Source organism: Blastococcus haudaquaticus (assembly GCF_900230285.1).
Lineage (GTDB): Bacteria > Actinomycetota > Actinomycetes > Mycobacteriales > Geodermatophilaceae > Blastococcus_B > Blastococcus_B haudaquaticus.
This window is the reverse complement of the sequence record NZ_OCNK01000003.1, coordinates 465,384-492,119: the sequence shown is the minus strand read 5'-3', so window position 1 is coordinate 492,119 and position 26,736 is coordinate 465,384. Positions and strand designations below refer to the sequence as shown.

Annotated in this window: 23 protein-coding genes and 1 riboswitch; of the genes, 11 read left to right on the top strand and 12 right to left on the bottom strand. The window is 73.2% G+C overall.

Annotated features, from left to right (window positions below):
• Nucleotides 1–5 precede the first annotated feature (5 nt).
• Nucleotides 6–1,283, top strand: a complete 1,278-nt coding sequence (locus CRP30_RS13775; RefSeq protein WP_097184518.1) for a class I SAM-dependent methyltransferase — start codon at nucleotides 6–8, stop codon at nucleotides 1,281–1,283.
• Nucleotides 1,284–1,404: 121 nt separating this feature from the next.
• A complete protein-coding gene (locus CRP30_RS13770; protein WP_097184517.1) occupies nucleotides 1,405–3,090 on the top strand; it encodes a DNA repair helicase XPB in 1,686 nt (561 codons plus the stop codon).
• Between the two features lie 90 nt (nucleotides 3,091–3,180).
• Here CRP30_RS13770 and CRP30_RS13765 read toward each other — a convergent pair whose 3' ends face one another.
• Entirely contained in the window at nucleotides 3,181–3,489 is a 309-nt protein-coding gene (locus tag CRP30_RS13765; protein ID WP_097184516.1) for a hypothetical protein, read from the bottom strand.
• Nucleotides 3,490–3,808: 319 nt separating this feature from the next.
• Here CRP30_RS13765 and CRP30_RS13760 point away from each other — a divergent pair, with 319 nt between their 5' ends.
• Nucleotides 3,809–5,572: a DEAD/DEAH box helicase gene (locus tag CRP30_RS13760; protein WP_235003394.1), complete on the top strand. Its 1,764-nt coding sequence runs from the start codon at nucleotides 3,809–3,811 to the stop codon at nucleotides 5,570–5,572.
• A gap of 8 nt (nucleotides 5,573–5,580) precedes the next feature.
• Here the strand turns inward: CRP30_RS13760 and CRP30_RS23290 are convergent, their stop codons facing one another.
• Together CRP30_RS23290 and CRP30_RS23230 are read right to left on the bottom strand one after the other, a co-directional pair.
• Nucleotides 5,581–8,571, bottom strand: coding sequence for a helix-turn-helix transcriptional regulator (locus tag CRP30_RS23290; RefSeq protein ID WP_097184514.1), 2,991 nt, complete (start codon nucleotides 8,569–8,571; stop codon nucleotides 5,581–5,583).
• 61 nt (nucleotides 8,572–8,632) lie between these two features.
• Nucleotides 8,633–8,764, bottom strand: coding sequence for a hypothetical protein (locus CRP30_RS23230; protein WP_255407346.1), 132 nt, complete (start codon nucleotides 8,762–8,764; stop codon nucleotides 8,633–8,635).
• A gap of 264 nt (nucleotides 8,765–9,028) precedes the next feature.
• On the opposite strand from CRP30_RS23230, the gene CRP30_RS13750 reads away from it, so the two are divergent.
• Entirely contained in the window at nucleotides 9,029–9,274 is a 246-nt protein-coding gene (locus CRP30_RS13750) for a DUF6458 family protein (RefSeq protein WP_097184513.1), read from the top strand.
• 61 nt (nucleotides 9,275–9,335) lie between these two features.
• Here CRP30_RS13750 and CRP30_RS13745 read toward each other — a convergent pair whose 3' ends face one another.
• Nucleotides 9,336–10,643, bottom strand: a complete 1,308-nt coding sequence (locus CRP30_RS13745) for an MFS transporter (RefSeq protein ID WP_097184512.1) — start codon at nucleotides 10,641–10,643, stop codon at nucleotides 9,336–9,338.
• Between the two features lie 396 nt (nucleotides 10,644–11,039).
• Nucleotides 11,040–11,825, bottom strand: a complete 786-nt coding sequence (locus tag CRP30_RS13740; protein WP_200814743.1) for a phospholipid scramblase-related protein — start codon at nucleotides 11,823–11,825, stop codon at nucleotides 11,040–11,042.
• Between the two features lie 73 nt (nucleotides 11,826–11,898).
• On the opposite strand from CRP30_RS13740, the gene CRP30_RS13735 reads away from it, so the two are divergent.
• Together CRP30_RS13735 and CRP30_RS13730 are read left to right on the top strand one after the other, a co-directional pair.
• Nucleotides 11,899–13,203, top strand: a complete 1,305-nt coding sequence (locus CRP30_RS13735) for an ArgE/DapE family deacylase (protein ID WP_235003393.1) — start codon at nucleotides 11,899–11,901, stop codon at nucleotides 13,201–13,203.
• The gene (locus CRP30_RS13730; RefSeq protein ID WP_097184510.1) at nucleotides 13,200–13,826 is read left to right on the top strand and encodes an HD domain-containing protein; all 627 of its coding nucleotides are present in this window, start codon (nucleotides 13,200–13,202) and stop codon (nucleotides 13,824–13,826) included. Before CRP30_RS13735 ends, CRP30_RS13730 begins: the two co-directional genes overlap by 4 nt.
• On the opposite strand, the gene CRP30_RS13725 is transcribed toward CRP30_RS13730, so the two are convergent.
• The gene (locus CRP30_RS13725; protein ID WP_097184509.1) at nucleotides 13,801–14,073 is read right to left on the bottom strand and encodes a DUF4031 domain-containing protein; all 273 of its coding nucleotides are present in this window, start codon (nucleotides 14,071–14,073) and stop codon (nucleotides 13,801–13,803) included. The two genes, CRP30_RS13730 and CRP30_RS13725, sit on opposite strands and share 26 nt — an antisense overlap.
• Before the next feature lie 18 nt (nucleotides 14,074–14,091).
• Between CRP30_RS13725 and CRP30_RS13720 the strand changes: the two genes are divergently transcribed.
• Both CRP30_RS13720 and CRP30_RS13715 read left to right on the top strand, forming a co-directional pair.
• Nucleotides 14,092–14,454, top strand: coding sequence for a bleomycin resistance protein (locus tag CRP30_RS13720; protein WP_097184508.1), 363 nt, complete (start codon nucleotides 14,092–14,094; stop codon nucleotides 14,452–14,454).
• On the top strand, nucleotides 14,451–15,446 hold the full coding sequence (locus CRP30_RS13715; RefSeq protein WP_097184507.1) for a Gfo/Idh/MocA family protein: 996 nt from the start codon (nucleotides 14,451–14,453) through the stop codon (nucleotides 15,444–15,446). The genes CRP30_RS13720 and CRP30_RS13715 overlap by 4 nt, the downstream gene beginning before the upstream one ends.
• Here CRP30_RS13715 and CRP30_RS13710 read toward each other — a convergent pair.
• Nucleotides 15,443–16,249, bottom strand: coding sequence for a DUF72 domain-containing protein (locus CRP30_RS13710; RefSeq protein WP_097184506.1), 807 nt, complete (start codon nucleotides 16,247–16,249; stop codon nucleotides 15,443–15,445). The genes CRP30_RS13715 and CRP30_RS13710 overlap by 4 nt on opposite strands.
• A gap of 25 nt (nucleotides 16,250–16,274) precedes the next feature.
• Here CRP30_RS13710 and CRP30_RS13705 point away from each other — a divergent pair, with 25 nt between their 5' ends.
• Nucleotides 16,275–16,661, top strand: coding sequence for a VOC family protein (locus CRP30_RS13705; protein WP_097184505.1), 387 nt, complete (start codon nucleotides 16,275–16,277; stop codon nucleotides 16,659–16,661).
• A 239-nt stretch (nucleotides 16,662–16,900) separates the two neighbouring features.
• Here CRP30_RS13705 and groL read toward each other — a convergent pair whose 3' ends face one another.
• From groL to thrC, 3 genes are all read right to left on the bottom strand, one after another.
• Nucleotides 16,901–18,529: a chaperonin GroEL gene (gene groL / locus CRP30_RS13700; RefSeq protein ID WP_097184504.1), complete on the bottom strand. Its 1,629-nt coding sequence runs from the start codon at nucleotides 18,527–18,529 to the stop codon at nucleotides 16,901–16,903.
• A 274-nt stretch (nucleotides 18,530–18,803) separates the two neighbouring features.
• Nucleotides 18,804–19,004, bottom strand: coding sequence for a cold-shock protein (locus CRP30_RS13695; RefSeq protein ID WP_029337676.1), 201 nt, complete (start codon nucleotides 19,002–19,004; stop codon nucleotides 18,804–18,806).
• Nucleotides 19,005–19,175: 171 nt separating this feature from the next.
• Nucleotides 19,176–20,423, bottom strand: a complete 1,248-nt coding sequence (gene thrC, locus CRP30_RS13690) for a threonine synthase (RefSeq protein ID WP_235003392.1) — start codon at nucleotides 20,421–20,423, stop codon at nucleotides 19,176–19,178.
• A gap of 66 nt (nucleotides 20,424–20,489) precedes the next feature.
• Nucleotides 20,490–20,621: riboswitch (SAM riboswitch) on the bottom strand.
• 121 nt (nucleotides 20,622–20,742) lie between these two features.
• On the opposite strand from thrC, the gene CRP30_RS13685 reads away from it, so the two are divergent.
• Both CRP30_RS13685 and CRP30_RS13680 read left to right on the top strand, forming a co-directional pair.
• Nucleotides 20,743–21,639: a hypothetical protein gene (locus tag CRP30_RS13685; protein ID WP_097184502.1), complete on the top strand. Its 897-nt coding sequence runs from the start codon at nucleotides 20,743–20,745 to the stop codon at nucleotides 21,637–21,639.
• Between the two features lie 40 nt (nucleotides 21,640–21,679).
• Nucleotides 21,680–22,507: an HAD family hydrolase gene (locus CRP30_RS13680; protein WP_097184501.1), complete on the top strand. Its 828-nt coding sequence runs from the start codon at nucleotides 21,680–21,682 to the stop codon at nucleotides 22,505–22,507.
• A gap of 362 nt (nucleotides 22,508–22,869) precedes the next feature.
• On the opposite strand, the gene CRP30_RS13675 is transcribed toward CRP30_RS13680, so the two are convergent.
• Both CRP30_RS13675 and CRP30_RS13670 read right to left on the bottom strand, forming a co-directional pair.
• Nucleotides 22,870–23,772: an ABC transporter permease gene (locus CRP30_RS13675; protein ID WP_235003391.1), complete on the bottom strand. Its 903-nt coding sequence runs from the start codon at nucleotides 23,770–23,772 to the stop codon at nucleotides 22,870–22,872.
• Nucleotides 23,769–26,603, bottom strand: a complete 2,835-nt coding sequence (locus CRP30_RS13670; RefSeq protein WP_235003390.1) for an alpha/beta fold hydrolase — start codon at nucleotides 26,601–26,603, stop codon at nucleotides 23,769–23,771. Before CRP30_RS13670 ends, CRP30_RS13675 begins: the two co-directional genes overlap by 4 nt.
• Nucleotides 26,604–26,736 lie beyond the last annotated feature (133 nt).

The window sequence follows — 26,736 nt, the reverse complement described above, 5'->3', positions numbered from 1 at the left end:
CCGTGATGGATGGGAAGAGGACCGTCGCCGAGCAGTTGGCGACGGCGCTGGCCCCGATCCTGGGGGTCGAGCGGTTGCCCGTGCGCCTGCAGGCGTGGGACGGCACCGTGGCCGGCCCGGACGACGCCCCGCTGGTCGTCCTCAGGTCCCCCCAGGCGATCCGCCGGATCGTGTGGACCCGGGACGAGCTCGGGCTCGCCCGCGCCTACGTCGCCGGTGAGATCGACGTCGAGGGCGACCTGTACGCGCCGTTCGCCGCCCTCACGTCCACGGGCCGCCTCGCGCCGGGCGAGTCCCCGGCTCCCTCCCTCGGCGAGCGGCTGGGGCTGCTGCGCACGGGCCTGGCGCTCGGCCTCCTCGGCCGCGAACCGGCACCGCCGCCCGAGGAGGTCCGCCTCCGCCGGTACGGCCGGCTGCACAGCCGCCGCCGCGACGCCGTCGCCGTCTCGCACCACTACGACCTGGGCAACGAGTTCTACCGCCTGGTCCTCGGCCCGTCGATGGTCTACTCCTGCGCCGTCTGGGACGACCCCGGCGTCGGCCTCGAGGCGGCCCAGGAGGCCAAGCTCGACCTGATCTGCCGGAAGCTCGCACTGCGCTCGGGATCGCGGTTGCTGGACGTCGGCTGCGGCTGGGGCAGCCTCGCCCTGCACGCCGCCCGGGAGTACGGCGCAACCGTCGTCGGAGTCACCCTCTCCGAGGAACAGGCCGCGCTCGCCCGCAAGCGCGTGGCCGAGGCGGGGCTGGCCGGGTCCGTCGAGATCCGGGTCGAGGACTACCGGGAGGTGGAGGACGGGCCCTTCGACGCCATCAGCTCGGTCGGGATGGCCGAGCACGTCGGGCGGTCGCAGCTGCCCGGCTACGCCACCACCCTCCACGACCTGCTGCGCCCGGGCGGCCGGCTGCTCAACCACGCGATCGCCTGGGTGGGGCCCCGGACCCGCCGGAACGACGACACCTTCATCACCCGGTACGTGTTCCCCGACGGGGATCTGGTGGGTCTCGGCGACATGATCGACGCGCTGGCGTCCAGCGGACTCGAGGTGACCGACGTCGAGCCGCTGCGCCGGCACTACGCCCTCACCCTGCGGGCGTGGGTCGCCAACCTCGAGGCGAACTGGGCCGGGGCCGTGGCCGCGGCCGGTGTGGGGCGCGCCCGCGTCTGGCGGCTCTACATGGTGGCCAGCGCGCTGGCGTTCGAGGTGGGCAAGCTGGGCGTGAACCAGGTCCTGCTGCAGCGGCCGGGCGGCGCACCGCCACCACTGCGGCGCGACTGGGTCTGACGGTCCGACCGGGAAGTACCGGTCGCGCGGCGCGGTTACGGTGGAGAGTCCCCGGTGCCCCTCGGCGCCGCCTGCGCGCCGCCGCGTCGGACCCCCATCTCCGGAAGAGGAACCACGCTTCGTGAGTGACGGCCCCCTGATCGTCCAGTCGGACAAGACCCTGCTCCTCGAGGTCGACCACCCGCTGGCCCGTGAGTGCCGCGCGTCCATCGCGCCGTTCGCGGAGCTGGAGCGCTCCCCCGAGCACGTGCACACCTACCGGGTGACGCCGCTCGCGCTGTGGAACGCCCGCGCGGCCGGTCACGACGCCGAGCAGGTCGTGGACGCGCTGGTGCGCTACTCCCGCTACCCGGTGCCGCACGCGCTGCTGGTCGACGTCGCCGACACCATGGACCGCTTCGGCCGGCTCACGCTGGCCAACCACCCGGTGCACGGGCTGACGCTCACGTCGTCCGACCGCGCGGTCCTGGAGGAGGTGATCCGCTCCAAGCGGGTCGCCCCCATGCTGGGCGCCCGCATCGACGGGGACTCCGTCGTCGTGCACCCCTCGGAGCGCGGCCGGCTCAAGCAGGCGCTGCTCAAGGTCGGCTGGCCGGCCGAGGACCTCGCCGGCTACGTCGACGGCCAGGCCCACCCGATCGAGCTCGACCAGTCGGAGTGGCACCTGCGCGACTACCAGCAGGAGGCCGTCGAGGGCTTCTGGGCCGGTGGCTCGGGCGTCGTCGTCCTCCCCTGTGGCGCCGGCAAGACCCTGGTGGGCGCGGCCGCCATGGCCGAGGCGAAGGCGACAACGCTGATCCTGGTGACCAACACCGTCGCCGGGCGGCAGTGGAAGCGCGAGCTGATCGCGCGCACCTCGCTCACCGAGGAGGAGATCGGCGAGTACTCCGGTGAGCGCAAGGAGATCCGCCCGGTCACCATCGCGACGTACCAGGTGATCACCACCCGCCGGAACGGCGAGTACCGGCACCTGGACCTGTTCGACGCCCAGGACTGGGGCCTGATCGTCTACGACGAGGTGCACCTGCTGCCGGCGCCGATCTTCCGGCTCACCGCGGACCTGCAGTCCCGCCGCCGGCTCGGGCTCACCGCCACGCTGGTGCGCGAGGACGGCCGCGAGGACGACGTCTTCTCCCTGATCGGGCCGAAGCGGTACGACGCCCCGTGGCGCGACATCGAGGCCCAGGGGTACATCGCGCCGGCCGAGTGCATCGAGGTGCGGGTCTCCCTCGACGACGAGGAGCGGATGACCTACGCCGTCGCCGAGCCCGAGGAGCGGTACCGGATCGCGGCGACCGCGCAGTCGAAGCTCCCGGTGATCCGGCGGGTCCTGGAGCGGCACCCGGACGAGCCGTCGCTGGTGATCGGCGCCTACCTCGACCAGCTCGAGGAGCTCGGTGCCGCGCTCGACGCCCCGGTCATCCAGGGGTCGACGACGAACAAGGAGCGCGAGCGGCTCTTCGACCTGTTCCGCACCGGGGAGATCCGCGTGCTGGTCGTGTCGAAGGTCGCGAACTTCTCCATCGACCTGCCGGAGGCCGCCGTCGCCGTCCAGGTGTCGGGGACGTTCGGCTCCCGCCAGGAGGAGGCCCAGCGGCTCGGCCGGGTGCTGCGCCCGAAGGCCGACGGCCGGCAGGCGCACTTCTACACGGTGGTCAGCCGCGACACCCTCGACAGCGAGTACGCCGCGCACCGGCAGCGCTTCCTCGCCGAGCAGGGCTACGCGTACACGATCGTCGACGCTGCCGACCTCGCCGGGCCGGGCGAGGTCAACGGCCCCGACTGGGTGGACGAGCCCGCCGACTGACGGCGCCCCCGCCGCGACTGTGCGCTCATCGGCCTCTCACGAGCGTCGAGAGGCCGACGAGTGCACGGTCGCGCGCTGGGACCTGCTCGGTCAGGGACGGTCCTGGGCGGCGATCCGCTGGAGGATGCCGATCAGGTGGCCGAGGTCGTGCCACGGGACCACCGTCCGCCCGACGTCGATCATGGTGCCGAGCTCGTCGACGTCGTCCGACAGCTGGGCGACGGGCAGGGCCTGCACGTCCGGTACGCCCTCGAAGTCGTAGGCCGCGTCGGGCGGGAGGACCCGGTAGTAGTCGGCGGTCAGCGCGAGGACGTCGCCGTTGCGTCGCGCGATCTCGTCGAGGACGCGATCGAGCACCCTCCGGAGCTGGGCGACGGACACCGTCAGCTCGTCGGCCATGCGGGCGAGTGAAGCACACCACGCCGGACCCGTCGGGACTCCGGGCGAGGGCGTGACGACCTCTCCGTGACCCCACGCGGCGGAGGTCGGAGGCCCCTGGGGACACCGGGACCGGCGGTGCGTGACGTGACGGTCCCTCCCAGGATGAGGATCACCACATCCGGGAGGGCTTGACAGGCGTTTACGCAGGTCAGCGGCTCAGCCGGGAGCCCTATACGTCGCCGTCGGCAGGGCGCGCGGGAGGTATCCGGTTGGGCGTGTTGCCTCCGCGCCGACCAAGATGGACCCCGATATGGGGAGCGCAGCACGAGCGGAGGCCTTGAGCCCGCAGACGACCAGCCGACCGCTCCGAGCGTGGCAGCAGTCCGCTCTCCGGACGTACGAGGAGCAGTCGCCGAAGGACTTCCTGGTCACCGCGACCCCCGGCGCCGGCAAGACCACCTTCGCCCTGACGCTGGCCGCGCGACTGCTCGCCCGCCGCGAGATCGGCCGCGTCGTGGTGGTCTGCCCGACCGACCACCTGCGCATGCAGTGGGCCGATGCCGCGGACGCGATGGGCATCATCCTGGATCCAGGCCTCACCAACGCCGTCGGACCGGTGCGCGCCGGCACCCAGGGCTACGTGACCACCTACGCGCAGGTCGCCGGCAAGCCGATGCTGCACGCCGCCCGTTCCACCGCCGTCAAGAGCCTGGTCATCCTCGACGAGGTCCACCACGCCGGCGACGGCCTCTCCTGGGGTGAGGCAGTCGAGGAGGCGTACTCCTTCGCCGCCCGCCGCCTCTGCCTCACCGGGACGCCGTTCCGCACCAAGCCCGACGAGCGCATCCCCTTCGTCCGGTACGAGGAGGACACGTTCGAGGGCGACAACGGGGAGCGCGGGGTCGGTCTGGTCAGCCGCGCCGACTACACCTACGGCTACAAGGAGGCGCTGGCCGACAGCGTCGTCAGGCCGGTCGTCTTCGCCGCCTACACGGGCACGTCGCGCTGGCGGAACTCCGCCGGCGAGGTCGTCGCGGCGTCGCTGTCCGACGCCGGCACCAAGTCGGTGGAGATGCAGGCGTGGCGGACCGCGCTGGACCCCAAGGGCCAGTGGGTGCCGCACGTCATCGCCGCGATGGACGACCGGATCACCCACCTGCGCGAGGAGGGCGGGATGCCCGACGCCGCCGGCCTGATCCTCGCCAGCGACCAGGACGACGCCCGCGCCTACGCCAAGATCGTCCGCCGGGTGACCGGCAAGGCGGCCGAGCTGATCCTCTCCGACGACCCGAAGGCGTCGAAGAAGATCGAGCGCTTCGCGACCGGCTCCGCCCGCATCGCGGTCTGCGTGCGGATGATCTCCGAGGGCGTCGACGTCCCGCGGGCCGCCGTCCTCGCCTGGATGACCTCCTACCGGACCCCGCTCTTCTTCGCCCAGGCCGTCGGCCGCGTCGTGCGCTCTCGCGCCACCCACGAGTCGGCCACCGTCTTCCTCCCCGCCGTCCGCCCGCTGCTGTCGCTGGCGGCGTCGATGGAGGAGGAGCGCAACCACGTCATGCCGCCGCCGAAGACGGTGCAGGGCGACGAGCTGGACCTCGAGCCGCTCCCGCCCAAGGAGAAGGACGAGGAAGGGCTGAAGCAGTGGGAGGCCCTGGAGGCCGACGCCCGCTTCGCCCACGTCCTGCACAGCGGGACCGCGCACACCGGTGAGGGCTCCGGCCCGACGGTGGTCGTCGGCGAGGAGGACGAGGAGTTCCTCGGCATCCCCGGCCTGCTCACCCCCGCCCAGACGGCCGAGTTGCTCTCCAAGCGGGACGACGAGCTGCGGTTGCGGATCGCGGCCAGCCACCGGGCCGACGACGGCGACTTCATGCTCGTCGAGGACCACCCGGACGAGGACGACGCGGGCCGCTCGTGGCGCGACGCCGCGGAGCTGCGCCGGGAGATCAACCGGCTGGTCAACCGGGTGGCGGCGAAGACCGCTCAGCCGCAGGCCGTCGTGCACACCCAGCTTCGCCAGTCGGTGCCCGGCCCGCCCTCGGCGTCCGCCTCGGTCGACATCCTCCGCGCCCGCCGGGAACGCCTCCGCACGATGCTCTGACAAGCGGCTCAGACGGGAAGCAGGCCTCGCTGGGCGGCGATGGCCACGGCCTCGGTACGGCCGTTGGCGCCGAGCTTGGCCAGGATGTTGCTGACGTGCACGCTCGCCGTCTTCTCGCTGATGTAGAGCTCCGCGCCGATCTGCCGGTTGGTCCGGCCCTGCGCGAGCAGCCGCAGCACCTCGGCCTCCCGCGGGGTCATCACGGCGGAGACATCGACCACCCGCACTCCCCCGACGTCCAGCCGGCCGCGGCGGATCAGCCCCTCCAGCGCGGTCCGCAGCGGCGTCGCACCCAGCCGCACGGCCACCGCGTGCGCCGCCCCGGCCTCCGTCGCCGCACCGGCCCGGTCACCGGTCGCCAGCAGCGCCTCCGCCAGCCGCCACCGCGAGCGTGCCTCCTCGTACACGTGCCCGAAGCCGAACGCCTCGACGGCCTCGCGCCACAGCTCCACCGCCGGCTCTCCGCGCACGCGGGCTGCCTCGGCCACCACCCGCGCCTGCCACGCGAGGGCCTCGACCCCCATCGTGGCGCCGTAGTTCCGCTCGTAGACCTCGACCGCCGCCAGGGCGACCTCCAGCAGCTCCTGCCCCGCCCGGGTCCAGTTCTCGACGGCGGCCTCGTCGCCGGTCCGGCGGGCAGTCACCGCGGCGTCGCCCACCGGGGCCAGCGCGGTGCCGGCCAGGCGGAGCACTCCGAGGTGGTCGTCGTCCCACTCCTGCCGCAGCCGCCGGTAGGCCGCGAGCGCGGCGTCCACCGCCTTCTGCGGTTCGCCCTCCCACGCGGCGAGGTCGATCTCCGAACCGGCGGTGACCAGGTCCAGCAGGATGTGCGCGCTCAGCCGCGGGATCAGCCCGCGCGCCCAGTCGATCCGCTCGCGGGCGGAGGGGTCGCCGCGGCCGACGAGGACCAGCAGCCCGTCGGCCCGGACGTGCGCCGACATCTCGGGCACCCGCGCGAGCAGGTCGGCCTCGGCCAGGCTCTCGTCCCAGTCGCCGGTCATGTACAGCGCCGTCACCTGCAGGTGCCGGAGCTCCGCCGGGTAGTAGGACCACTCGGCACCGATCTGGCGGGCCCGCCGCGTGCCGCGCCGGGTCCACTCGAGCGCCTCCGCTATCTGCCCGGCCTCGAAGGCGACGGTCGCCAGGTTGTAGAGCACCCGCATCTCGACGTCGACGTTGCCCGACCGGCGGGCCCGCACCAGTGCCTCGTCCAGCCGCGCCCGCACGGCCACCGGGTCGGCGCCCGGACGGGCGCGCACCTGCGTGACCGCGATGTCCGACCACGCCCCGTCGAAACCCAGGGCGTCGGCCGCGGCGAGCGCCTCGTCGGCGGCGGCCTCCGCCTCCTCCAGCGCGCCCACGGAGTAGCTCATCCGGGCGTGCGTGGCCGCCGCCCACGTGCGCGCCTTCGACGGCGGGTCGGCCGGGACCAGCGCCATGGCCGCCGCGCTCTCCCGGTAGGCACCGGTGACGTCCTCGACCCGCACCATCGCCTGGGACAGCGTGTAGTGGACCCGCGCCCGCTCGACCGGATCGCCGTCGGGGCCGAGGACCTGCAGCGCCGACCGCAGCAGGGCGACCGCCCGGTGCAGCTCCCCCACCGTCCGCGCCGCCGCCGCGGTCTCCATGAGCAGCGCTGCCTGGTCGCGGCCCGCGCGCTCCGCCGCGTCGGGCACGGCCGACCACAGCGCGAGGGCGGCTTCCAGGTGCTGCAGCTGCTCGGCGGGGGCGCCGACGCCGCTCGCCGCGGCGGCCGCCTCCAGGGATGCGCTGAACGCGCCCGGCAGGTCGTTGCTCTCGCGGGCGTGGTGCGCCCGTTCCGCCGCGTTCTCCGCGCCCGGCGCTCCGGCCAGGTAGGCCGCGATGGACCCGTGCAGCCGCACCCGCTCACCCGGCAACAAATCGGCGAGCACCGCCTCGCGCAGCAGCGCGTGCCGGAAGCGGTAGCGCCCGTCGTCGGAGACCACGAGGAGGTGGTGGTGCACGGCCTCGGCGAGGGCCGTCTCCAGGTCGGCGTCGTCCAGACCCCCGACGGCGGCCACCAGCTCGTGCCGCACCCGTCGACCGGCGACGGCGGCGACCCGGAGCACCTGCTGCGCCGCCGGGGAGCGCTGCTCGACCCGGGCCAGCAGGACGTCGGTCAGCCCCATGGGCAGCGCCTCGCCGTGCAGGCCTGCCGCGAGCAGCTCCTCGGCGTAGAAGGCGTTGCCCTCGGCCCGCGCGACGACGTCCTCGACCGTCGAGTCGGGCAGCGAGCCGGCCGCGGCGGCCAGGCGCCGCACCAGCGCGCCAACCTCGGCGTCGCCCAACGGGCTGAGCTCGAGGCGTTCCACGCCCGGCAGGCGCACCAGCTCGGCCAGCAGGGGACGCAGCGGGTGCCGGCGATGCAGGTCGTCCGCGCGGTAGGAGGCGACGACGGCCACCGGCTCGTCGACCAGGCGGGCGAGCAGGTAGCGCAGCAGGTCGCGGCTGGACCGGTCGGCCCAGTGCACGTCCTCCAGCACCACGAGCAGCGGGCCGGCCGAGGAGAGCTCGCAGATCAGCGCGGCCACCGACTCGAACAGCGGGAGTCGCCCGTCGTCGACCGGCTGGGGCGCCGCGCGGTTGGGCAGCGGACGGCTCAGGTCGCGGCTCTCCGTCGCCGTCTGGACCGGCGGAGCCCCGCCCGGTCGCCCCGCGAGCAGCCCGGCCAGCACCGGGTTCGCGGCGGCCGCCGGGGCCAGCTGCGGATCGGCGGCGACCGGGCGCAGCAGGTCGACGAAGGGCAGGTACGGCAGGCCGACGTCACCCAGGTCGACGCAGTGGCCGGTGAGCACCCGCACGCCCCGCTCCGCCGCCCGCGCGGTGAGCTCGTCGAGCAGCCGGGTCTTGCCCACGCCGGCATCACCGGACAGGAGGACGGTGCTCGCCCGGCCGGCCGCCGCACGGTCGACGTGCGCCAGCAGGTGGGCGAGCTCGTCGGCCCGTCCCACCATCGGCGCGTCGTCCCAGCGTGGCACGTGGTCGATCGTGGCACGGGCCTGTGACAGGACCGAGCCGTTTGTCACCCGGAGGTGCCGGTCAGCGCGGACGACGGCGGTTGCGGAACCAGGCGCCGCGCTTGGTGCGGGTGCCGCGACCGGCCGCCATGAGGACCTCCCGCCGGTAGGCGAGCTCGGAGTCCAGCGCCGGGTTGCTGTAGTGGAGCGTCATCGTCGTGCCCTTCCGCCGTCCCGGGGAACGAGCTCCCCGGTGCTGACGACGACGTTCGTGCTGAGGGGACGCCCGCGGCATCGGGCGACCACGCCGTCCTGGGCGCCGGACGGGTCCTAAGGGGCCTCAGACCCACTCGTTCGGGGGATGTCGGGCCCCTGAGGGGGTTCGCCGCGGTCTCGGGGGGCACGCTCCCGGGCCGCGGCGACCGCCGCAGGTCCCGGCGTGCCCGAGCGTGCCGGACCGTGAGGAAGGGAGTTCGCGATGCGACTCGGTACTGCCATCGTCCTGCTCGCCCTGGGCGCCATCCTGACCTTCGCCCTGCGCCTGGACGTCAGCGGCGTCGACCTGCAGGTGGTCGGCTGGATCCTGATGATCGCCGGTGCTCTCGGCATCGTGCTGGAGCTCGCCGTCTGGGGGCCCCGCCAGCGCCGGGTGACGCACACCGCCGCCTACGCGGAGCCCGGCGCCGCGCCGGTGCGCCGGAGCACCACCGAAGAGACCTACTGAGCACATCCGCTCAGCACGGTGAAGGGCCCTCGTCAGCGTCGACGGGGGCCCTTCGCCGGTCTCAGCGCAGTTCGGTGCCCTTGGTCTCCTTGAGCGTGAGGATGACGGCGAACGCCACCGCCGCCGCGATCGCGACGTACCAGAAGAACCAGAGCGGGTGCCCGGCGTCCGACAGCGCGGTGATGACCAGGGGCGCCGTCCCGCCGAAGACCGCGACGGTCAGGTTGTACCAAGCCCCGATGCCGGTGGCGCGCAGCTCCGTCGGGAACAGCTCGCTCATGACCGCGGGGGCGATCGACGCCATGAGCGCGTACAGCCCGAGACCGACGCAGAAGACGACGATCAGCGAGAACAGGTTGTCCTGCACGAGGAAGGACAACGGCACGATCAGCACCGCCATCGCCGCGGACCAGAACAGCAGCTGGGGTTTGCGGCCGATGCGGTCCGACAGGTTCCCGAACGGGTAGCAGAGCGCGACGAACAGCGCGGTCCCGATGGAGAGCGCGATGAAGACGTCCGTCTTGTCGGCGTCGCGGAAGCTGATCGCGAACGGCGTCAGCGCGCTGAAGAACGTGTAGTACGAGAGCGTCGAGAGCAGCGTGAAGGCGCACAGCTGGACGACGGCCTTCGGGTGGTGCTTGATCGTCTGCAGCAGCGGGTTCTTGGTCGCCCGGGCCTTCTCCGCGTTCTCCTCGAACTGCTCGGTCTCCACCAGCGAGCGGCGCAGCCACATGCCGATGAAGCCGAGCAGGCCACCGATGAAGAAGGCGATCCGCCAGCCGTAGGACTCCAGCTGGTCGTCGCTCAGGACGGTGGTGAGCAGCACGCCCATGAGCGACGCCGCCAGCAGGGCCGAGCCCGTCGAGATGTAGAAGAACGACGAGTACCGCCCGCGATGGGCCGGCGGGGCGATCTCGCCGAGGTAGGCCGAGGCGTTGGAGACCTCGCCGCCCAGCGACATGCCCTGCGCGATGCGGGCCAGCAGCAGGAGGATCGGGGCGAACCAGCCGACCTGGTCGTAGGTGGGCAGGAGCGCGATCACCATCGACCCGCCGGCCATCAGCAGGATGGTGAGCAGCATCCCGGCCTTGCGGCCGCGGAGATCGGCGAAGCGGCCCAGCAGCAGGCCGCCCAGCGGGCGGAAGAAGAACGCCAGCGCGTAGGTGGACGTCGCCCCGATGAGGGCCAGCGCCTCGTTCTCCGAGGGGAAGAACTGGCCGGCGAAGAAGACGACGAACGTCGCGTAGACCGTCCAGTCGAACCATTCGACGGCGTTGCCGATGCTGGCCGAGACCAGGGTCTTGACCGGGAGCTTGTGCTTCTCGTCGACGGCCGGTGTGCCCGGGCCGTGCTGGACGGTGCCTGCCATGGTCTTCCCCCGACGCCTGGTGGGTATGACGCGCGCCACGCTAAGCGCCCTCGCGGCCCACGGCATGTCGACCTTGGAGGATGCGCCAGAGCCCCCACCACGACGGGCGAGGGCTCTGGGGACGACAGGGTCCGGACCGGGTGACGGCCGCCTCGCGGCGAGATGCACAACGCGGCTCCAGCCCCCGACCGAGGTCGGGGCGGTAGTCCGTGAAGGCGTAACCAAATGGCACCCGGGGGCACGTGGCACCCGGTCCGGACAGCGCCCAGCCTACGCGTCAGGCGAGAGGCCGTCTTGTCGCGCCGAGTGGGCCCGGAGGGTCCGCGCAGGCACGACTCAGCGGCTCCGCACAGAGGGGACGGCAATTGGCCGCGGTGCGGTCCGGAGGACCGCGATCTAATTGAAGCCGCGGTCGTCCTGCTTCAGGGCGGTGTCCACGGTCAGCGCCGATGCGATCACCATGCTGGCCAGCGGTTCCGGCAGCCGGTAGTGCACCAGGACCACGTAGCGGTCCGCCGTGGTGAACAGCGTCCGGGCCAGCCCCTCCCACTTCTTCGTGATGCGGGCCACCTCGACACCGGCCGCGTCGACGACCGCGAAGTCCCAGGCCCGCCAGTTCTCCGCCTGGATCGCGCCGACCACGGTGCCGTTCGCCACGAGGTCGAACCGGATCTTCCCGAACACGTTGGCCTGGACGATCTCGCCGATCGGCGCGCCGTCGGGGCGCTGCACGATGATCCGGGACTTCATCAGCTTCGCCGGGCGGGTGAGCACCAGGACCGGCCCGCGGGCGTCCCGGACCTCCAGGTGGTGGGTCAGGAACTGGTCGAGGTTGGAGACGAAGCGCACCGCCTTCTTCAGGCCGCTCTGCCCGACCTGGACGACGGCGCCGATCTGCCGGCCCTCGCCGTCCATCACCGCGTACTCGTTGGTGAGCTCGATCAGCTTGGTCTTCTGGCTGACGACGAGCACCGGCTGCTCGTACAGCGAGGGGCCCTGTCCCTGCGGGGGCGGAGGCGGAACCGACGGGGCCGGGGGCATCGGCGGGGACGGGGGCACGGGCGGGGGTGGCGGGGCCGCCTGCTGGAGGTGCTCGGTCCAGCCCTGCCCGTCCCACCAGCGGCTCCCGCCGCTCCCGGCGGGATCGGGGTACCAACCGGGCGGCGGAGGAGGCTGCGTCACGGCGGTCAAGCTAGCGCCCGCACCCGGCCGGGGGCGGGACGGACCGGGCGACGGCGCGTGCCAGACTCCGCCCATGTCCGCGGCCATGGTCCCCGGCGGGGCCGACGTCACCCATCTGACCGACCTGGAGGCGCGGGTCCTCGAGGCCGTGGACGAGACCTGGGTGGTCGACCGGCTGTCGGCGATGGTGGCGGTCCCGTCGGTCGGCGGCTCACCGGCGGAGTCCGAGGTGCAGCACCAGCTGGCCGGCTGGCTCGACGAGCTGGGCTGCGACGTCGACACCTGGCAGATCGACCTGGCCGAGGCCGCCGCGGACCCCGACGCTCCCGGCCAGGAGGTCCAGCGAACCGAGGCCTGGGGCGTCGTGGGCACGCTGCCCGCCGCCGAGACCGGCCGGCCGGCGCTGGTGCTCTCCGGGCACACCGACGTCGTCCCGCCCGGCGACCTGAGCCTGTGGGACGGCGACCCGTTCGTGCCGCGCATCGTCGGCGGGCACCTGCACGGCCGCGGGGCGTGCGACATGAAGGCCGGCGTCGTGTCCGCCCTGGCCGCGCTCGCCGCCGTCCGGACGGCGGGGGTGCGGCTGGTCCGGCCGGTCGCCCTGCACGGCGTCGTCGGCGAGGAGGACGGCGGGCTCGGCGCCTGGGCGACGCTGCGGCGCGGGCACGGCGGCGACGTCTGCGTCATCCCCGAGCCGACCGCCCGCGCCGTCGTCACCGCCAACGCCGGCGCGCTCACCTTCCGGCTCGAGGTCGAGGGCCACGCCGCGCACGCCGCGATGCGCGACCGGGGTGTCAGTGCCGTGGAGAAGTTCGCGCTGGTGCACGCCGGCCTGCAGGCGTTCGAGGCCGAGCGGCAGCGGGACACCGATCCCCGCTTCGGCGACGCCCGCTTCCCGTACGGGCTCTCCATCGGCCGGGTGCAGGCCGGGGACTGGGCCAGCTCGGTGCCCGACCGGCTCGTCGCCGAGGGCCGGTACGGCGTCCGCGTCGGCGAGCCCGTGGCCGTCGCGCGGGCGGCGTTCGAGACCCGGCTGGCCGACATCTGCGCCGGCGACGCCTGGCTGGCAAGCCACCCGGTGCGGCTCAGCTGGATCGGTGGCGCCTTCGCCAGCGGTCAGCTGCCGGCCGGCCACGCGCTGCTGCCCGCCGTCCGGGCGGCCGTCGCCGACGCGGGGGGCGGGACGGCGGAGGAGCGGGCCATCGCCGCGGGCAGCGACCTGCGCCTGTACGCCGCCGCCGGGATCCCGACGCTGCACTACGGCCCAGGCGATCTCCACCTCGCCCACGGCCCGCTCGAGAAGGTGCCGGTGGACGAGGTGGTGACGGCGGCGCGCGCGTTCGCACTGCTGACCCTGCGCACCTGCGGCGTGCGATGACCGGGCTGGTGAGCTTCGAGGCGTGGGCGGAGCTCGCCGGCGACTCCCCCACGTCGCGGACGGAGTGGGCGGCCGTCGTGGCGGCGTGGAGCGAGCCGCACCGGCGCTACCACGACCTCGCGCACCTGGCCGCCGTCCTCGGGCTGGTCGGCCAGCTGGGCTCCGGGGACCTGGCCGCCGTCCGGCTGGCCGCCTGGTACCACGACGTCGTCTACGACCCCGAGCGCACCGACAACGAGGACGTCAGCGCCCAGCGCGCCCGGGCCGGACTCCGCGGGCTGGTCCCGGACGAGCTGCTGGCCGAGGTGGAGCGCCTCGTGCTGCTCACGGCCGGGCACGACGCCGCCGCGGACGACGAGAACGGCGCGGTGCTCTGCGACGCCGACCTCGCCGTCCTGGCCGGCCCCCCGGAGGCCTACGCCGCGTACGCCTCGGCCGTCCGGGAGGAGTACGGGCACCTCTCCGACGAGGAGTTCACCACCGGTCGGATCGCCGTCCTCGAGCACCTGCTCGCGCTGCCGACGCTGTACCGGACGGCCGCTGCGCAGCCGTGGACGCCGACCGCCCGGGCGAACATGAGCGCCGAGCTGGTGCTGCTCAGACGCCGCGCCGGATCTTCCTGAGCCGCAGCCCGGCGCCCATCAGCCGGCTGAGCAGCTCCCGCGCCCCGACCGGCTGGGCGCCTGCCGCGACGGCGACGTCGTAGAGGTCCTCGGGGATGTCGTAGTGGTCGCCCTGGAACGCCCGCCGCGGGATGCCCAGCTCGGCCTCGACGAAGGCGTGCAGCTCCTCGTAGGAGACGTCGCTGACCAGGTGCGACCAGCGCCGCCCCCGCCAGGGCCACACGGGGGTGTCGATCAGGACCGTCACGGTGGCAGTCTGCCCCGCATGTGCTCCAACCACCCGGACGTCCGCGTCTCGCCGATCTTCCCAGTGACCGACCTGGACCGTGCCCTGGAGCACTACGCCGCCCTCGGCTGCGTGGTGAGCCGGCACGACGAGGGCTATGGCTTCGCGGCCATGGCCGGCGTCGAGCTGCACCTGGTGGTGACCGCTGATCACGACCCGCTGCGCACCGCCGCTGCCGCCTACCTGCACGTGCCCGACGCCGACGCCCTCGCGGCCCGGTGGGCCGGCGTCCCGAGCACCGGCGCGCCCGTGGACACCGACTACGGCCTCCGGGAGGGCGCGCACGTCGATCCGGACGGCAACCTGCTCCGGTTCGGCTCACCGCTAGCGTCTGGGACGTGACTGCTGACATCCGCTGGGGCATCGTCGGGCCGGGGCGCATCGCCGAGAGCGTCGTCCAGGACTTCCCGCTGGTCGACGGCGCCCGCGTCGTCGCCGTCGCGTCCCGCTCGCAGGACCGCGCGCAGGCCTTCGCCGACCGGCACGGCATCGACCGGGCGCACGGGTCCTACGCGGAGATCGTCGCCGACCCCGACGTCGACGTCCTCTACATCGCCACCCCGCACCCCCAGCACCACGCGATCGCGCTGGCGGCACTGCGGGCCGGCAAGGCGCTGCTGGTCGAGAAGTCCTTCACCGCGACCACCGCGGGCGCGACCGAGGTCGTCGACCTGGCGCGCGAGACCGGCTCCTTCGTCATGGAGGCGATGTGGACCCGCTTCCAGCCGGCCGTCGTCGCCGCCCGCGAGCTGATCGCCGACGGCGCGATCGGTGAGGTCCGGTCGGTGCAGGCCGACCTCGGGGTGGCCCGCGAGTACGACCCGGCCGACCGGCTCTTCGACCTCGCGCTCGGGGGTGGCGCGCTGCTCGACCTCGGCGTCTACGTCGTGTCCTTCGCCCAGATGCTGCTCGGGACGCCCGAGCGCCTGGTCGCCGCCGGGTCGCTGTTCCCCTCGGGCGCCGACGCGGAGGCCTCGCTGCTGCTCGACCACGGCGACGGGCGCACGGCGACCCTGATGACGTCGCTGCGCAACGCACTGCCCGGTCAAGCGCGCATCTTCGGGACGACGGGCTGGATCGACGTCCCGCCGCGCTTCCACCACCCGCACGCGATCGTGCTGCACCGCGCCGGGGCGGAGCCGGAGACGATCACCCGCCCGCCGCTGGGCGCCGGGTACTCGCACGAGCTGATCGAGGTGACCGAGGGCGTGCGGGCGGGCCGCGGCGAGAGCGCGGTCATGCCGCTGGCCGACACCCTCGCCGTCCAGACGCTCCTCGGGGAGGCCGCCGAGCAGCTCGGCGTCCGGCACGCGGAGGCGCCGGAGGTCGGCTAGACCGGCACCCCGGGCGTCTTCTGCCCCTCCGCCCACGCCTCGCCGAGCGCCTGGGCGGCGGTCGGGACGCGGGTCGGCGTCCCCCCGGTCCGGCGGACGGCGTCGGCGAAGTGGACGGCGTCGATGATCGCCGCGCACCCGGGGTCGTTGTTGAAGTACACGAGGACGTCCTCGTCGCCGTAGGTCGTTGCCAGCCGGTCGGCCCAGAGCTGCAGCGTCTCCGGCCGGTAGCGCCACGCCTCGAAGCCGTGGTGGAAGCGCAGGTAGCCCCAGTCGGCGGTCCGCCAGAGCGGGGCGACGGGCTGCTCGTCGCGGTCGGCCCAGCACAGGGCGGCGCCGTAGCGCTCCAGCAGGGCGCGGATGTCGTCGGTCCACCAGCTGTCGTGCCGCGGTTCGACGGCGACGCGGGTGCCGCCGGGGAACTGGGCGAGGCAGTCGCGGAGCAGGTCGGCGTCGGCCTTGAGGGTCGGTGGCAGCTGCAGCAGGATCGTGTCGAGCCGCTGCTCGAGCCCCTCGGCGCGGCCCATCAGCCGGGCGACGGGCTCCTCGGGTTCACGCAGCCGCTTGATGTGGGTGAGGAAGCGGCTGGCCTTCACCGCCCACCGGTAGTCCGGCGGGGTGCGCTCGCGCCACTTCACGAACGTCTCGCGCTCGGGGAGCCGGTAGAAGGCGTTGTTGCTCTCGACCGTCGCGAAGAACTCGGCGTGGTGCTCCAGCCACAGGCGCTGAGGCAGCTTCTGCGGATAGAAGAGCCCGCGCCAGTCGCGGTACTGCCAGCCCGAGGTCCCGATGATCACGGTCACGGGGTGCCGCCTACCCTGCGCAGTCATGGCTGACGCACCCGTGCGGTTCAAGGACCTCTGCCTCGACGCCCGCGACCACCAGGCCCTGGCCGACTGGTGGTGCGCCGCGCTCGGCTACGTCCGCCGTGACGAGCTCGAGGACGCCGCGACGCCGGAGGAGGACGAGCCGCGTCCGCGCGACTGGCCGGTGCCGATCGTCGACCCCACCGGTGAGGGGCCGCTCATCTGGATCGTGCCGGTGATCGAGCCGAAGATCGTCAAGAACCGCATGCACTTCGACGTCGTCGGTGAGACGTGGCCGCTGCTGTCGGCCGGCGCCACGATGGTGCGGGCGCAGGACGACGAGATCGAGTGGGACGTCCTCGCCGATCCGGAGGGCAACGAGTTCTGCGTCTTCGCCCCGGAGGACTGACCGCCAGCGCGTCCTGCACAGCGCCGTCCTGGAGATCAGCACTGCTCCATCGGGGCCTCGCCGCCGCGGAGACCCCGCTGGAGCAGTGCTGATCACGGTCGCGGCCCAGGGTGGCCCCGGAACGCCGACAGGGGCGGCCCGCCGAAGCGGACCGCCCCTGCCGGAGGTGAGGCGATGGAACGGCCCCGTCCCGGGCCCCGCCCCGAGCTAGCGAGGGGTGGGGAGGACGGGGTCCTTCATCAGAAGTCCATGCCGCCCATGCCGCCGTCGCCGCCGGGCATGGCCGGAGCGTTCTTCTCCGGCTTGTCGGCGATGACGGCCTCGGTGGTGAGGAAGAGCGCCGCGATGGAAGCGGCGTTCTGCAGCGCCGAGCGGGTGACCTTGGCCGGGTCGATGATGCCGGCCGCGACCAGGTCCACGTACTCGCCGGTGGCGGCGTTGAGGCCCCAGCCGGTGTCGGAGTTGCGGACCTTCTCCGCGACGACGCCACCCTCGAGGCCGGCGTTGATCGCGATCTGCTTCAGCGGGGCCTCGAGCGCGACACGCACGATGTTGGCACCGGTCGCCTCGTCACCCGTCAGCTCGAGCTTCTCGAACGCGACGGCCGTGGCCTGCGCGAGAGCGACGCCACCACCGGCGACGATGCCCTCCTCGACGGCGGCCTTGGCGTTGCGCACCGCGTCCTCGATGCGGTGCTTGCGCTCCTTGAGCTCGACCTCGGTCGCGGCACCGGCCTTGATGACGGCGACGCCACCGGCGAGCTTGGCCAGGCGCTCCTGGAGCTTCTCGCGGTCGTAGTCGGAGTCCGACTTCTCGATCTCGGCGCGGATCTGGTTGACGCGACCCTGGATCTGGTCGGCGTCACCAGCGCCCTCGATGATCGTCGTCTCGTCCTTGGTGGTGACGAACTTGCGGGCGCGGCCCAGCAGGGAGATGTCGGCGTTGTCGAGCTTGAGGCCGACCTCCTCGCTGATGACCTGGCCACCGGTGAGGATGGCGATGTCGGCCAGCATGGCCTTGCGGCGGTCACCGAAGCCCGGAGCCTTGACGGCAACGGACTTGAAGGTGCCACGAATCTTGTTCACGACCAGGGTCGCGAGGGCCTCGCCCTCGACGTCCTCGGCGATGATGGCCAGGGGCTTGCCCGACTGCATGACCTTCTCGAGCAGCGGCAGCAGGTCCTTGACGGAGCTGATCTTGCCGTTGACGACCAGGATGTACGGGTCGTCGAGCACCGTCTCCATGCGCTCGGAGTCGGTGACGAAGTACGCCGACAGGTGACCCTTGTCGAAGCGCATGCCCTCGGTGAGCTCGAGCTCGAGGCCGAAGGTGTTGCTCTCCTCGACGGTGATGACACCTTCCTTGCCGACCTTGTCCATGGCCTCGGCGATGAGCTCACCGATGGCGGGGTCAGCGGCGGAGATCGAGGCGGTGGCCGCGATCTGCTCCTTGGTCTCGACGTCCTTGGCGGTCGAGAGGAGGTACTCCGAGACCGACGCGACGGCCGCCTCGATGCCCTTCTTCAGGGCCATCGGGTTGGCGCCGGCGGCGACGTTGCGCAGACCCTCGCGCACGAGCGCCTGGGCCAGCACGGTGGCGGTGGTGGTGCCGTCACCCGCGACGTCGTCGGTCTTCTTGGCGACCTCCTTGACGAGCTCGGCCCCGATCTTCTCCCACGGGTCCTCGAGCTCGATCTCCTTGGCGATGCTCACACCATCGTTGGTGATGGTGGGCGCGCCCCACTTCTTCTCAAGCACGACGTTCCGGCCACGGGGGCCGAGGGTCACCTTGACGGCGTCGGCGAGGGTGTTCATCCCTCGCTCGAGGCCGCGGCGCGCCTCTTCGTTGAACGCGATCATCTTGGCCATGTGGTGATGTCCTCCGAGCGTGGATCGCTGCGCGGCCGGGTGGGTGCCCGCGACGGACGACACCGGATGCCATGGACTCCCTTGCGTCCACGCGCCGGTGCCTCACCGTTCCGACCGAATTGGCACTCAGGAGCCCCGAGTGCCAGAAACGAGTCTGGCACTCGACCCCTGCGAGTGCAAGAACGGGGGGTGCCGGGGCCCTTGTTCCGGGGTCGGGAAACGACCGAGGCCCGGCCCCCTCGACGGGGACCGGGCCTCGGGCAGCGCCGGTGTCTCAGGCGGCGGTGACGCCGTCCGCCTGCGGGCCCTTGGCGCCCTGGACGACCTCGAAGTTGACCCGCTGGCCCTCTTCGAGGCTCTTGTACCCGTCCATCTGGATGGCCGAGTAGTGGACGAAGACGTCCTGGCCGCCGTCGACGGCGATGAAGCCGAAGCCCTTCTCGGCGTTGAACCACTTCACGGTGCCCTGTGCCACGTGTGCTCCCACGTTCGTGCGGACGGACGGTTCCTCTGATCGGGGAACCGGGTCTAGCTCTTCCGCCCGTCGATCACGAACATGGAACCGGAACCGCGCGGAACGTACATCAGGAACGGCCTGGTGGCGGTAGTTCGATGCAGGACCGATACCGGACCGGGAAACCCCAGCTCAGGCGATCAGACCCGACGCCCGCACGGACTTCAGGGAGGGCTCCACCCGGTGGGTCGGACCGACGACCGGCTCGAGCGGATCGAGGGTCTTGAGGCCCTCCCCCGTGTTGAGGACGACGGTCTCCTTGGCCGGGTCGAGCCGGCCGTTCTCGACCAGCTGGCGGAGCACCGCGATGGTGACCCCGCCGGCGGTCTCGGCGAAGACACCGGTGGTGCGGGCGAGGTCGCGGATGCCCTGCACGATCTCGTCGTCGCCCACCCGGCCGACCGAGCCCCCGGTGCGCCGGATGGCGTCGAGGGCGTAGGGGCCGTCGGCGGGGTTGCCGATGTTGAGCGACTTGGCGATGCCGGTCGGCTTCACCGGCTTGACGACGTCCCAGCCGTTGTCGAAGGCCGTGGCGATCGGGTCGCAGCCGGCCGACTGGGCACCGAAGATCGTCCACTCGGTCGCCTCGACGATGCCGGCGGCGGTCAGCTCGCGGAACGCCTTGTCGACCTTGGTGAGCAGCGAGCCCGACGCCATCGGGATGACGACCTGGGCCGGGATCCGCCAGCCGAGCTGCTCGGCGATCTCGTAGCCCATCGTCTTGGAGCCCTCGGCGTAGTAGGGCCGGACGTTCTGGTTGACGAAGGCGGTGTCCTCGAACTCGTCGGTCTCGGCGAGCTCGCTGGTCAGCCGGTTGACGTCGTCGTACGAGCCGTCGACGGCGACGAGCGTCTGGCCGTAGACCGCCGACTGCACGACCTTGCCGGGCTCGAGGTCGCTCGGGATGAAGACGAAGGAGGGGATGCCGACGCGGGCGGCGTGCGCGGCGACGGAGTTGGCCAGGTTGCCCGTCGAGGCGGCGGCGATCTTGCGGTAGCCGAGGCCCTTCGCCGCCGTCGCGGCGAGCGACACCACGCGGTCCTTGAAGGAGTGGGTCGGGTTCGCCGAGTCGTCCTTCACCCACAGCCCGCCGGTCAGGCCGAGCTCGGCGGCCAGCCGGTCGGCGCGCACCAGCGGGGTCAGGCCGGGGTCGAGGCTGACGCGGGAGGCCGGGTCCTGGCCGACCGGCAGGAGGCCGGCGTAGCGCCAGATGTTCTGCGGGCCCGCTTCGATCTGCTCCCGGGTCACCGCCCGCATGAGCTCGGGGTCGTAGTCGACCTCCAACGGGCCGAAGCACTCGGCGCAGGCGTGCTCGGCGATCAGGCCGAACGTGGCCCCGCAGTTGCGGCACACCAGGCCGCGGGCGGGACAGGGGGACACGGGACCACCGGCTGAAGAATCCGCCTGGGTCGATCCGGGTGCGGTCAGGGTCATCCGACGACTACCTCCTCATCTTCCCCGCACCGGGCCGTCGAGCCGTGCGGGACGGAATTGGCACCTTCCGCCTGCGCGCATGCGCACAGGCGGCGGTTGCCGGGGCTTCATCGGGCCGTGTCCCTCTGCCCCTCTGGATGAGTGGAACGCCTCGAACTGTACCGACCGCCGGAGGCGTCCTCCGCGACGGGCGCGCACCGCGACGGGGTTGACCGGTCCGGCACCGCGACCGACGATCCGCTGACCACTCCGACGAGGAGTTCACGTGCAGGGCATGTCGCGGTCCGGCCGACGGGCGGTACCCCTGGCGATGGCGACCGTCCTCGTGCTCGGGACGACGGCGTGCACCGGTGGTACGACGACGGGGCCGGCCGCTCCCGCGGAGGCGTCGTCGACAGGTCCCGGCCCGGTCGCGCGGGACGAGGTCCTCCTGGGCGAGCTCCTGCAGTTCCGCCGGGACGTCCCCGCGCGACGGCTGCAGGTCCGGTTGACCACCGGCGTCGACGGTCTGGTCGTCGAGACCGTCGAGCTGGTCGCGCGCGGGCTGCCCACGGCCGAGTCCACCGCGACCGGGGTCGCACTCCGACCGGGCATGCCGCTGGACTTCCCGGTACCTGCCGGGGCAGGCGACTGCGCCGTCGAGCCCGGTGCTCCCACGGCCAGGGTGCGGCTGCGCGACGGCACCGGTGCCCGGCGGGAGGTCACCGTGCTGCTCCAGGACGGCGGCCTCGTCCATCGGCTGCACCGCGACGACTGCGCCGAGCAGTCGCTCCGCTCGTTGGTGACCATCGAGGTCACCGCGATCGACGCCGTGCCGACCGACGACGGACCGGCCCTCGAGGTCGTCGTGCGGCTGAGCCGCATCGGTGGCACGACGCCGGTCCGCGTCACCGGCCTGGGGTCGAACACGGTCTACAGCGTCACCGCGCGGGGCCCGCTGCCCACGCTCGACCGGCAGGAAGCCGTCGACCTCGACCTGCGCCTGCTGCCGGCTCGCTGCGACGTGCACGCCCTGGGCGAGAGCTACCGGACCGGTCTCATCGGGCTCGTCCTCGCGGTCGGCGACGACGGACCGCGCCCGTTCGTGCTCACCCCCGAGCCCGCCGACCGGGCACGGCTGGAGACCTTCGCCGTCGAGACGTGCCGCGCCCGCACCGAGTGAGCACCACCCCGCCGTCCGCGCGCGGCGGGACGGCGTCAGGATGTGCGTCGTGGCCGCCATCGTCTACACCGATCTCGACGGCACGATGGTCGGCCCGCGCGGCTCGTTCTGGCACACCGCCGGCCGGGAGCTGACCGCGGATCCCGCGGCCGCGCTGCTCGACCTGCACCGCGCCGGGGTCGCGCTGGTCCTGGTCAGCGGCCGGACGTTCGAGCAGGTGGTCGAGGCCGCACGCATCTTCGCCGCCGACGGCGCCATCGCCGAGCTGGGCGCCACGATCTCGTGGGACGCGGGCCGCGGCACCCATCAGCTGACCGGGGCCCTCCCCGCCGAGTACGCGGGCCGCACCCCCATGGACGTCATGGCCGAGCTCGGCGTGGTGGAGAAGCTGATCGGCGAGCACCCCGGGCAGCTGGAGTGGCACGCCCCCTGGCACGCGACGCACTCGACCGACGCCCTGCTGCGTGGCCGGGTGGATCCGGTCGCCGTCGACGCCTGGCTGGCCGAGCAGGGCGCGGGCTGGCTGACCCTCAAGGACAACGGCGCGATCCCGGCGACGTCGCGGTTCGGCCTGGACGACGACCCGCTGCCCCCGCGGGTCTTCCACCTCATGCCGCGCGGGATCTCCAAGGGTGCGGCCATCGCCTGGGACCTCGAACGGCGTGGACTCTCCCCCGACGACGCCGTCGCCATCGGCGACAGCGTCAGCGACCTCGACATGGCGCCCGCCGTCGGCCGGCTCTTCATCACGGCCAACGGGGCATCCGTCGACGGCATGACCGGGCTCATCGAGGCGGTCCCGAACGTCACCGTGACCGATGCCGCGATGGGCGAGGGCTGGGCCCAGGCGGTCCTGGCGAGCCTCTGACACCTTCGACCGACCGGGCCGGGCCCAACGGCACTGGGGCCCCGCCCGGCTGACTCCTAGCCTGCTCCACATGACCGGGAAGCCGATTCGATGTCGAGTCGGGCTACATGGCTTCGTCGTGGAGCACCCGCATGACGAGCGGCCACAGGGGCCCGACGCCAAGATCTGTCGCTTCTGCGGCAAGCGCACCGGACCTGGCGTCATGGGGCTGCCGCCGGTGCTGGGCAGCTAGCGCCCACATCGACGTGCACCCCTGGGCCGCCTTGTGGCCACGTCCATAGCCGATGCCATGCCTCGGCACGCCCGGCCGCTTGTCCGCATGCCCGGACCGCCTCCGGGCGTCCTGCCCGCAAGCAGCCCTCTCAGCTGGTGACGTCGCGCCGGGCGAAGTGGCGGAACGCCAGCGCGGTGAAGATCGAGGCGTACACCAGCGACTGGATGACGCCCCGGAACATGTCCGCGGAGTCGACCGGCGTCTGGAGCAGATCGGTCCAGGCGAACTCCTCCGCGGTCGGGAACCAGTCGCGGATGGCGCCGAGCTGCTCGACCTGGTCGAGGATCGCGAACACGAACATGGTGAAGACCGCGCCGCCCACCGCTGCCAGCGGCGCGTCGGTGATCGTGGAGAACCAGAACGCCAGCGTGCCGACGACGAGCAGGTGCACGGCGAGGTAGCCGAGCATGCCGGCCAGCCGGAGCATCCCCTCGCCCTGGCCGAGCGTCACCCCGACCGGGGTCTGGATGTCGCCGAAGCCGAACGCGATGCCACCGGCCACCACGGCGACCGCCGCCAGCACGAGCAGCGCCCCCACCGACTGCACGAAGGCGGCGAGCCACTTCTGCCGGAGCAGCCGCATCCGCGGCACCGGGGTCGCCAGCGTGTACCGGAGCGACCCCCACTGCGCCTCGCTGGCCACGCTGTCGCCGAAGCAGAGCGCATAGACCACGACGAGGAAGAACCCGGTGGTCGCGAACAGCACGAACAGCGTGAAGTTCAGCCCGCTGGACGTGGCGACGTCGACCAGGTTGATCCGGGAGTTCTCCGCCGCCTCCTCGCTGGCACCCAGCTTCAGGGCCGCGATGAGGATCAGCGGGAGCGCGACCATCAGCGCGAAGACGCCGATGGTGCGCCGTCGCTTGAACTGGCGGCGCAGTTCCACCGACAACCGCAGGGTCCGTTCCGGCCGGTAGCCGGCCACGGCCCCCGTCGGCTGCACGTGCGGGGCCGAAATGGCCATGTCGGCCCCTTCGTCGGTCGTGGTCATGACTCCCCCACCAGTGCCAGGAACGCGTCCTCGAGACGGCGGCGCGGCGTGAACTCGTCGACGTCGATCCCGGCCGCCACGAGCGCCTGCAGCGCCGCGGCCCGGCTGTAGCCGTCCAGGTCGGCGACCAGGCCGTCGTCGGTCCGCCCGGCACTGACCCCGGGCAGGCCCTCCAGGACGGCGATCGCCCGGTCGGTCTCGGCCTCGTCGGCCAGGCCGACGAGCACCGCACCGCCGGCACCGACGATCTCCTCGACGGTGCCCTGCGCGATCTTCTGCCCCTTGGCCATGACGACCACGTGGCTGCACGTCTGCTCGATCTCGCTCAGCAGGTGGCTGGAGACGATGACCGTGCGGCCGGTGGCGGCGTAGGAGCGCAGGACGTCGCGCATGGCGTGGATCTGCGGCGGGTCCAGCCCGTTCGTCGGCTCGTCGAGGACCAGCAGGTCGGGCAGGCCGAGCATCGCCTGCGCGATGGCCACCCGCTGACGCATGCCCTGGCTGTAGCGGCGTACCGGCCGGTCCAGGGCGGCACCGAGGCCGGCCACCTCGATGGCCTCGTCCATGTGGGCGTCCTCCGCCGGGCGGCCGGTCGCCGCCCAGTAGAGGCGCAGGTTGTCGCGCCCCGACAGGTGCGGCTGCAGCCCGGTGCCCTCGACGAACGACCCGAGACGGGAGAGGACGGGGGCGCCCGGCCCCGCAGCGTGCCCGAAGATGCTGATCCGGCCCTCGGTCGGCCGGATGAGGCCCATCAGCATGCGCAGCGACGTCGTCTTGCCGGCCCCGTTCGGTCCCAGCAGGCCGAGGACCTGGCCGCGGCGGACCTCGAAGGAGAGGTCGCGGACGGCGACGAAACCGTCCTTGTATGCCTTGGTCACGCCCTCGAAGCGCAGCGGGACGTCCTCGCCGTCGGGCTCCACGTGCGAGACCTGCCGACGACGGCGCCTGCCCCACAGCAGGGCGAGGACCCAGCCGAGGAGTCCGAGCGCGGCGACCGCGGCCAGCAGGACCCACCACCGCGAGGAGCCGGTGTCGGCCTGCGTGGCGCCGTCGACCTGGGGCACGGCGAGCGTGGCGCTACCGGCCGCCAGGTCCCCTCCGCCGAGGGCGACCGAGTAGACCGTCGACTCGGCCGGAAGGGCGAAGCCCTGGTCGGTCGACGAGACCACCACCCGCATGGTGTGGCCGGCCTCGAACCGGTGCACGATCCCGGGCAGCGTCACCTCGACCGGTGTCGGCCGGGTCGGGTCCGCCGACAGCCCGGTGAGCGCCAGCGGGGCCACGAGCCCGGCCGGCAGCGTCGTCGCACCACCGGGGCCGACGTCGTACAGCTTGGCGAAGAGCGTGGCCGTGCCCCCGGGCGCGGCGACGGCGAGCTGGACGGTGGGCGCCCCGACCACCTCGACGGCGGCGTCGAGCGGCTCGCTCTCGAAGGCGGCGAACTGCCCGGGGATCTCCAGCGTGCTCCCGCCCAGCGCCGAGGTCAGGGCGCCCAGCCCCGGGACGGTCGTGAGCGCGCCCGGCGTGCCACCGGGAGGAGTGACGACGGGCTGCGTCGGACCCGTGAGCGGGACGTCGCGGCGGTCGGCCGGCTCACCGCCCTCCAGGCCCGGGTACGCGTCGGCGACGACGGTCTGGCTGCCGCCCTGGACCTGGCCGAGGCCCGACCCGAGGCCGGTCGGGGCGGGGTACTCGAACCCGGTCCCCGGATCGGCGCCCTCGCCGCGCAGGTGGAAGTCGAACCAGCCGGCGACCTGCTCGCGCAGGTCCTCCGTGACCCGGTCCGAGGCCGATCCGTCGTGACCGCCCTCGTACCAGGCCACCTTGACCGGTGTGCCGTTGGCGGCGATGCCGCGGGCGTTGGCGTCGGCCTGACCGAGTCCGAACAGGGAGTCCTGGGTGCCCTGGATCAGCAGCGTGGGCGCCTCGATGCGGTCCAGCACGGCGGCCGGGCTGGACCGGTCGAGGACGGCGGCGATCTCCGGCGTCAGCGTGCCGGTCGACCCCGCGGTCTGGTAGGCGGCGCAGATGTCGGCACGGAAGCGGCCGCAGGTGAGGGCTTCCTCCACCGCGGCCGGATCCAGCGACGAGAGATCGGGCAGGGCCTGGCCGGCCGCCGACGGGGCGGCTCCCCCCTCGTCGTCGTCGCCACCTCCCAGGCCGCCGATCAGTCCGCCGGTCGGGGCCGAGCCGACCCCGAACAGCAGCCCGGCCCAGAGCCGCTTGTAGACGCCGGCGTCCGGGGTCTGCGGTGTCGACGCGATCGTCTCGCCGTCCGGGGTCCCGGTCTGGGAGGGGAAGAGGGCGGCGGTGAGGGAGTTCCAGGTGATCTGCGGAGCGATGGCGTCGACCCGGTCGTCGTACGCCGCGCCGAGGAGTGCCACGCCGCCGCCGTAGGAGCCGCCCGCGACACCCACGCGTGGGTCGCCGTCGGCATCGAGCTCGACGTCGTCCCGCTCGGCCAGGAGGTCGATCAGCGTGGAGAGGTCGGCGATCTCGTAGCGCGGGTCGTTGAGGCCGATCTGCCCCGTGCTCTCCCCGAACCCGCGGGCGGAGTACGTGAGGACGACGTAGCCGCGCGCGGCGAGATCCTCCGCGTCCGCGGCGACCGACTGCTTGCTGCCGCCGAAACCGTGCGCGAGCACGACCGCGGGAGCGGGCCCGCCGTCGGGCGGGAGGTAGAGGGTGGTGTCCAGCTCGACCTCGTCGGCGCCGCTGCCCGACGACACCCGCGCCTCCTCGGTCCGGACGTCCTCGGCGGCCGAGGCGGCGGGCGCGAGGAACAGCAGGACCGGGGCGAGCAACAGGGGGACCAGGGCTGCGGACGTCACGCGGGCGCCGGAGCGCGGGCGGGGACGCACCAGCCCGCGGAGGGGGCGCACGAAGCGGCCAACGGACGGTGAACGCCCCGTGTTCCGCGCGCGGTCGAGCAATTCCGGAACGGGCGGTCAGCCCTTCCCCGGC

What these genes read in the sequence shown, in the direction of transcription:
- CRP30_RS13775 (WP_097184518.1), top strand. Translation starts at nt 6, where the DNA reads ATGGATGGGAAGAGGACCGTCGCCGAGCAGTTGGCGACGGCGCTGGCC.
- CRP30_RS13765 (WP_097184516.1), bottom strand. Translation starts at nt 3,489, where the DNA reads ATGGCCGACGAGCTGACGGTGTCCGTCGCCCAGCTCCGGAGGGTGCTC.
- CRP30_RS23230 (WP_255407346.1), bottom strand. Translation starts at nt 8,764, where the DNA reads ATGACGCTCCACTACAGCAACCCGGCGCTGGACTCCGAGCTCGCCTAC.
- CRP30_RS13750 (WP_097184513.1), top strand. Translation starts at nt 9,029, where the DNA reads ATGCGACTCGGTACTGCCATCGTCCTGCTCGCCCTGGGCGCCATCCTG.
- CRP30_RS13745 (WP_097184512.1), bottom strand. Translation starts at nt 10,643, where the DNA reads ATGGCAGGCACCGTCCAGCACGGCCCGGGCACACCGGCCGTCGACGAG.
- CRP30_RS13735 (WP_235003393.1), top strand. Translation starts at nt 11,899, where the DNA reads ATGTCCGCGGCCATGGTCCCCGGCGGGGCCGACGTCACCCATCTGACC.
- CRP30_RS13730 (WP_097184510.1), top strand. Translation starts at nt 13,200, where the DNA reads ATGACCGGGCTGGTGAGCTTCGAGGCGTGGGCGGAGCTCGCCGGCGAC.
- CRP30_RS13720 (WP_097184508.1), top strand. Translation starts at nt 14,092, where the DNA reads ATGTGCTCCAACCACCCGGACGTCCGCGTCTCGCCGATCTTCCCAGTG.
- CRP30_RS13705 (WP_097184505.1), top strand. Translation starts at nt 16,275, where the DNA reads ATGGCTGACGCACCCGTGCGGTTCAAGGACCTCTGCCTCGACGCCCGC.
- groL (WP_097184504.1), bottom strand. Translation starts at nt 18,529, where the DNA reads ATGGCCAAGATGATCGCGTTCAACGAAGAGGCGCGCCGCGGCCTCGAG.
- CRP30_RS13680 (WP_097184501.1), top strand. Translation starts at nt 21,680, where the DNA reads ATGTGCGTCGTGGCCGCCATCGTCTACACCGATCTCGACGGCACGATG.
- CRP30_RS13675 (WP_235003391.1), bottom strand. Translation starts at nt 23,772, where the DNA reads ATGACCACGACCGACGAAGGGGCCGACATGGCCATTTCGGCCCCGCAC.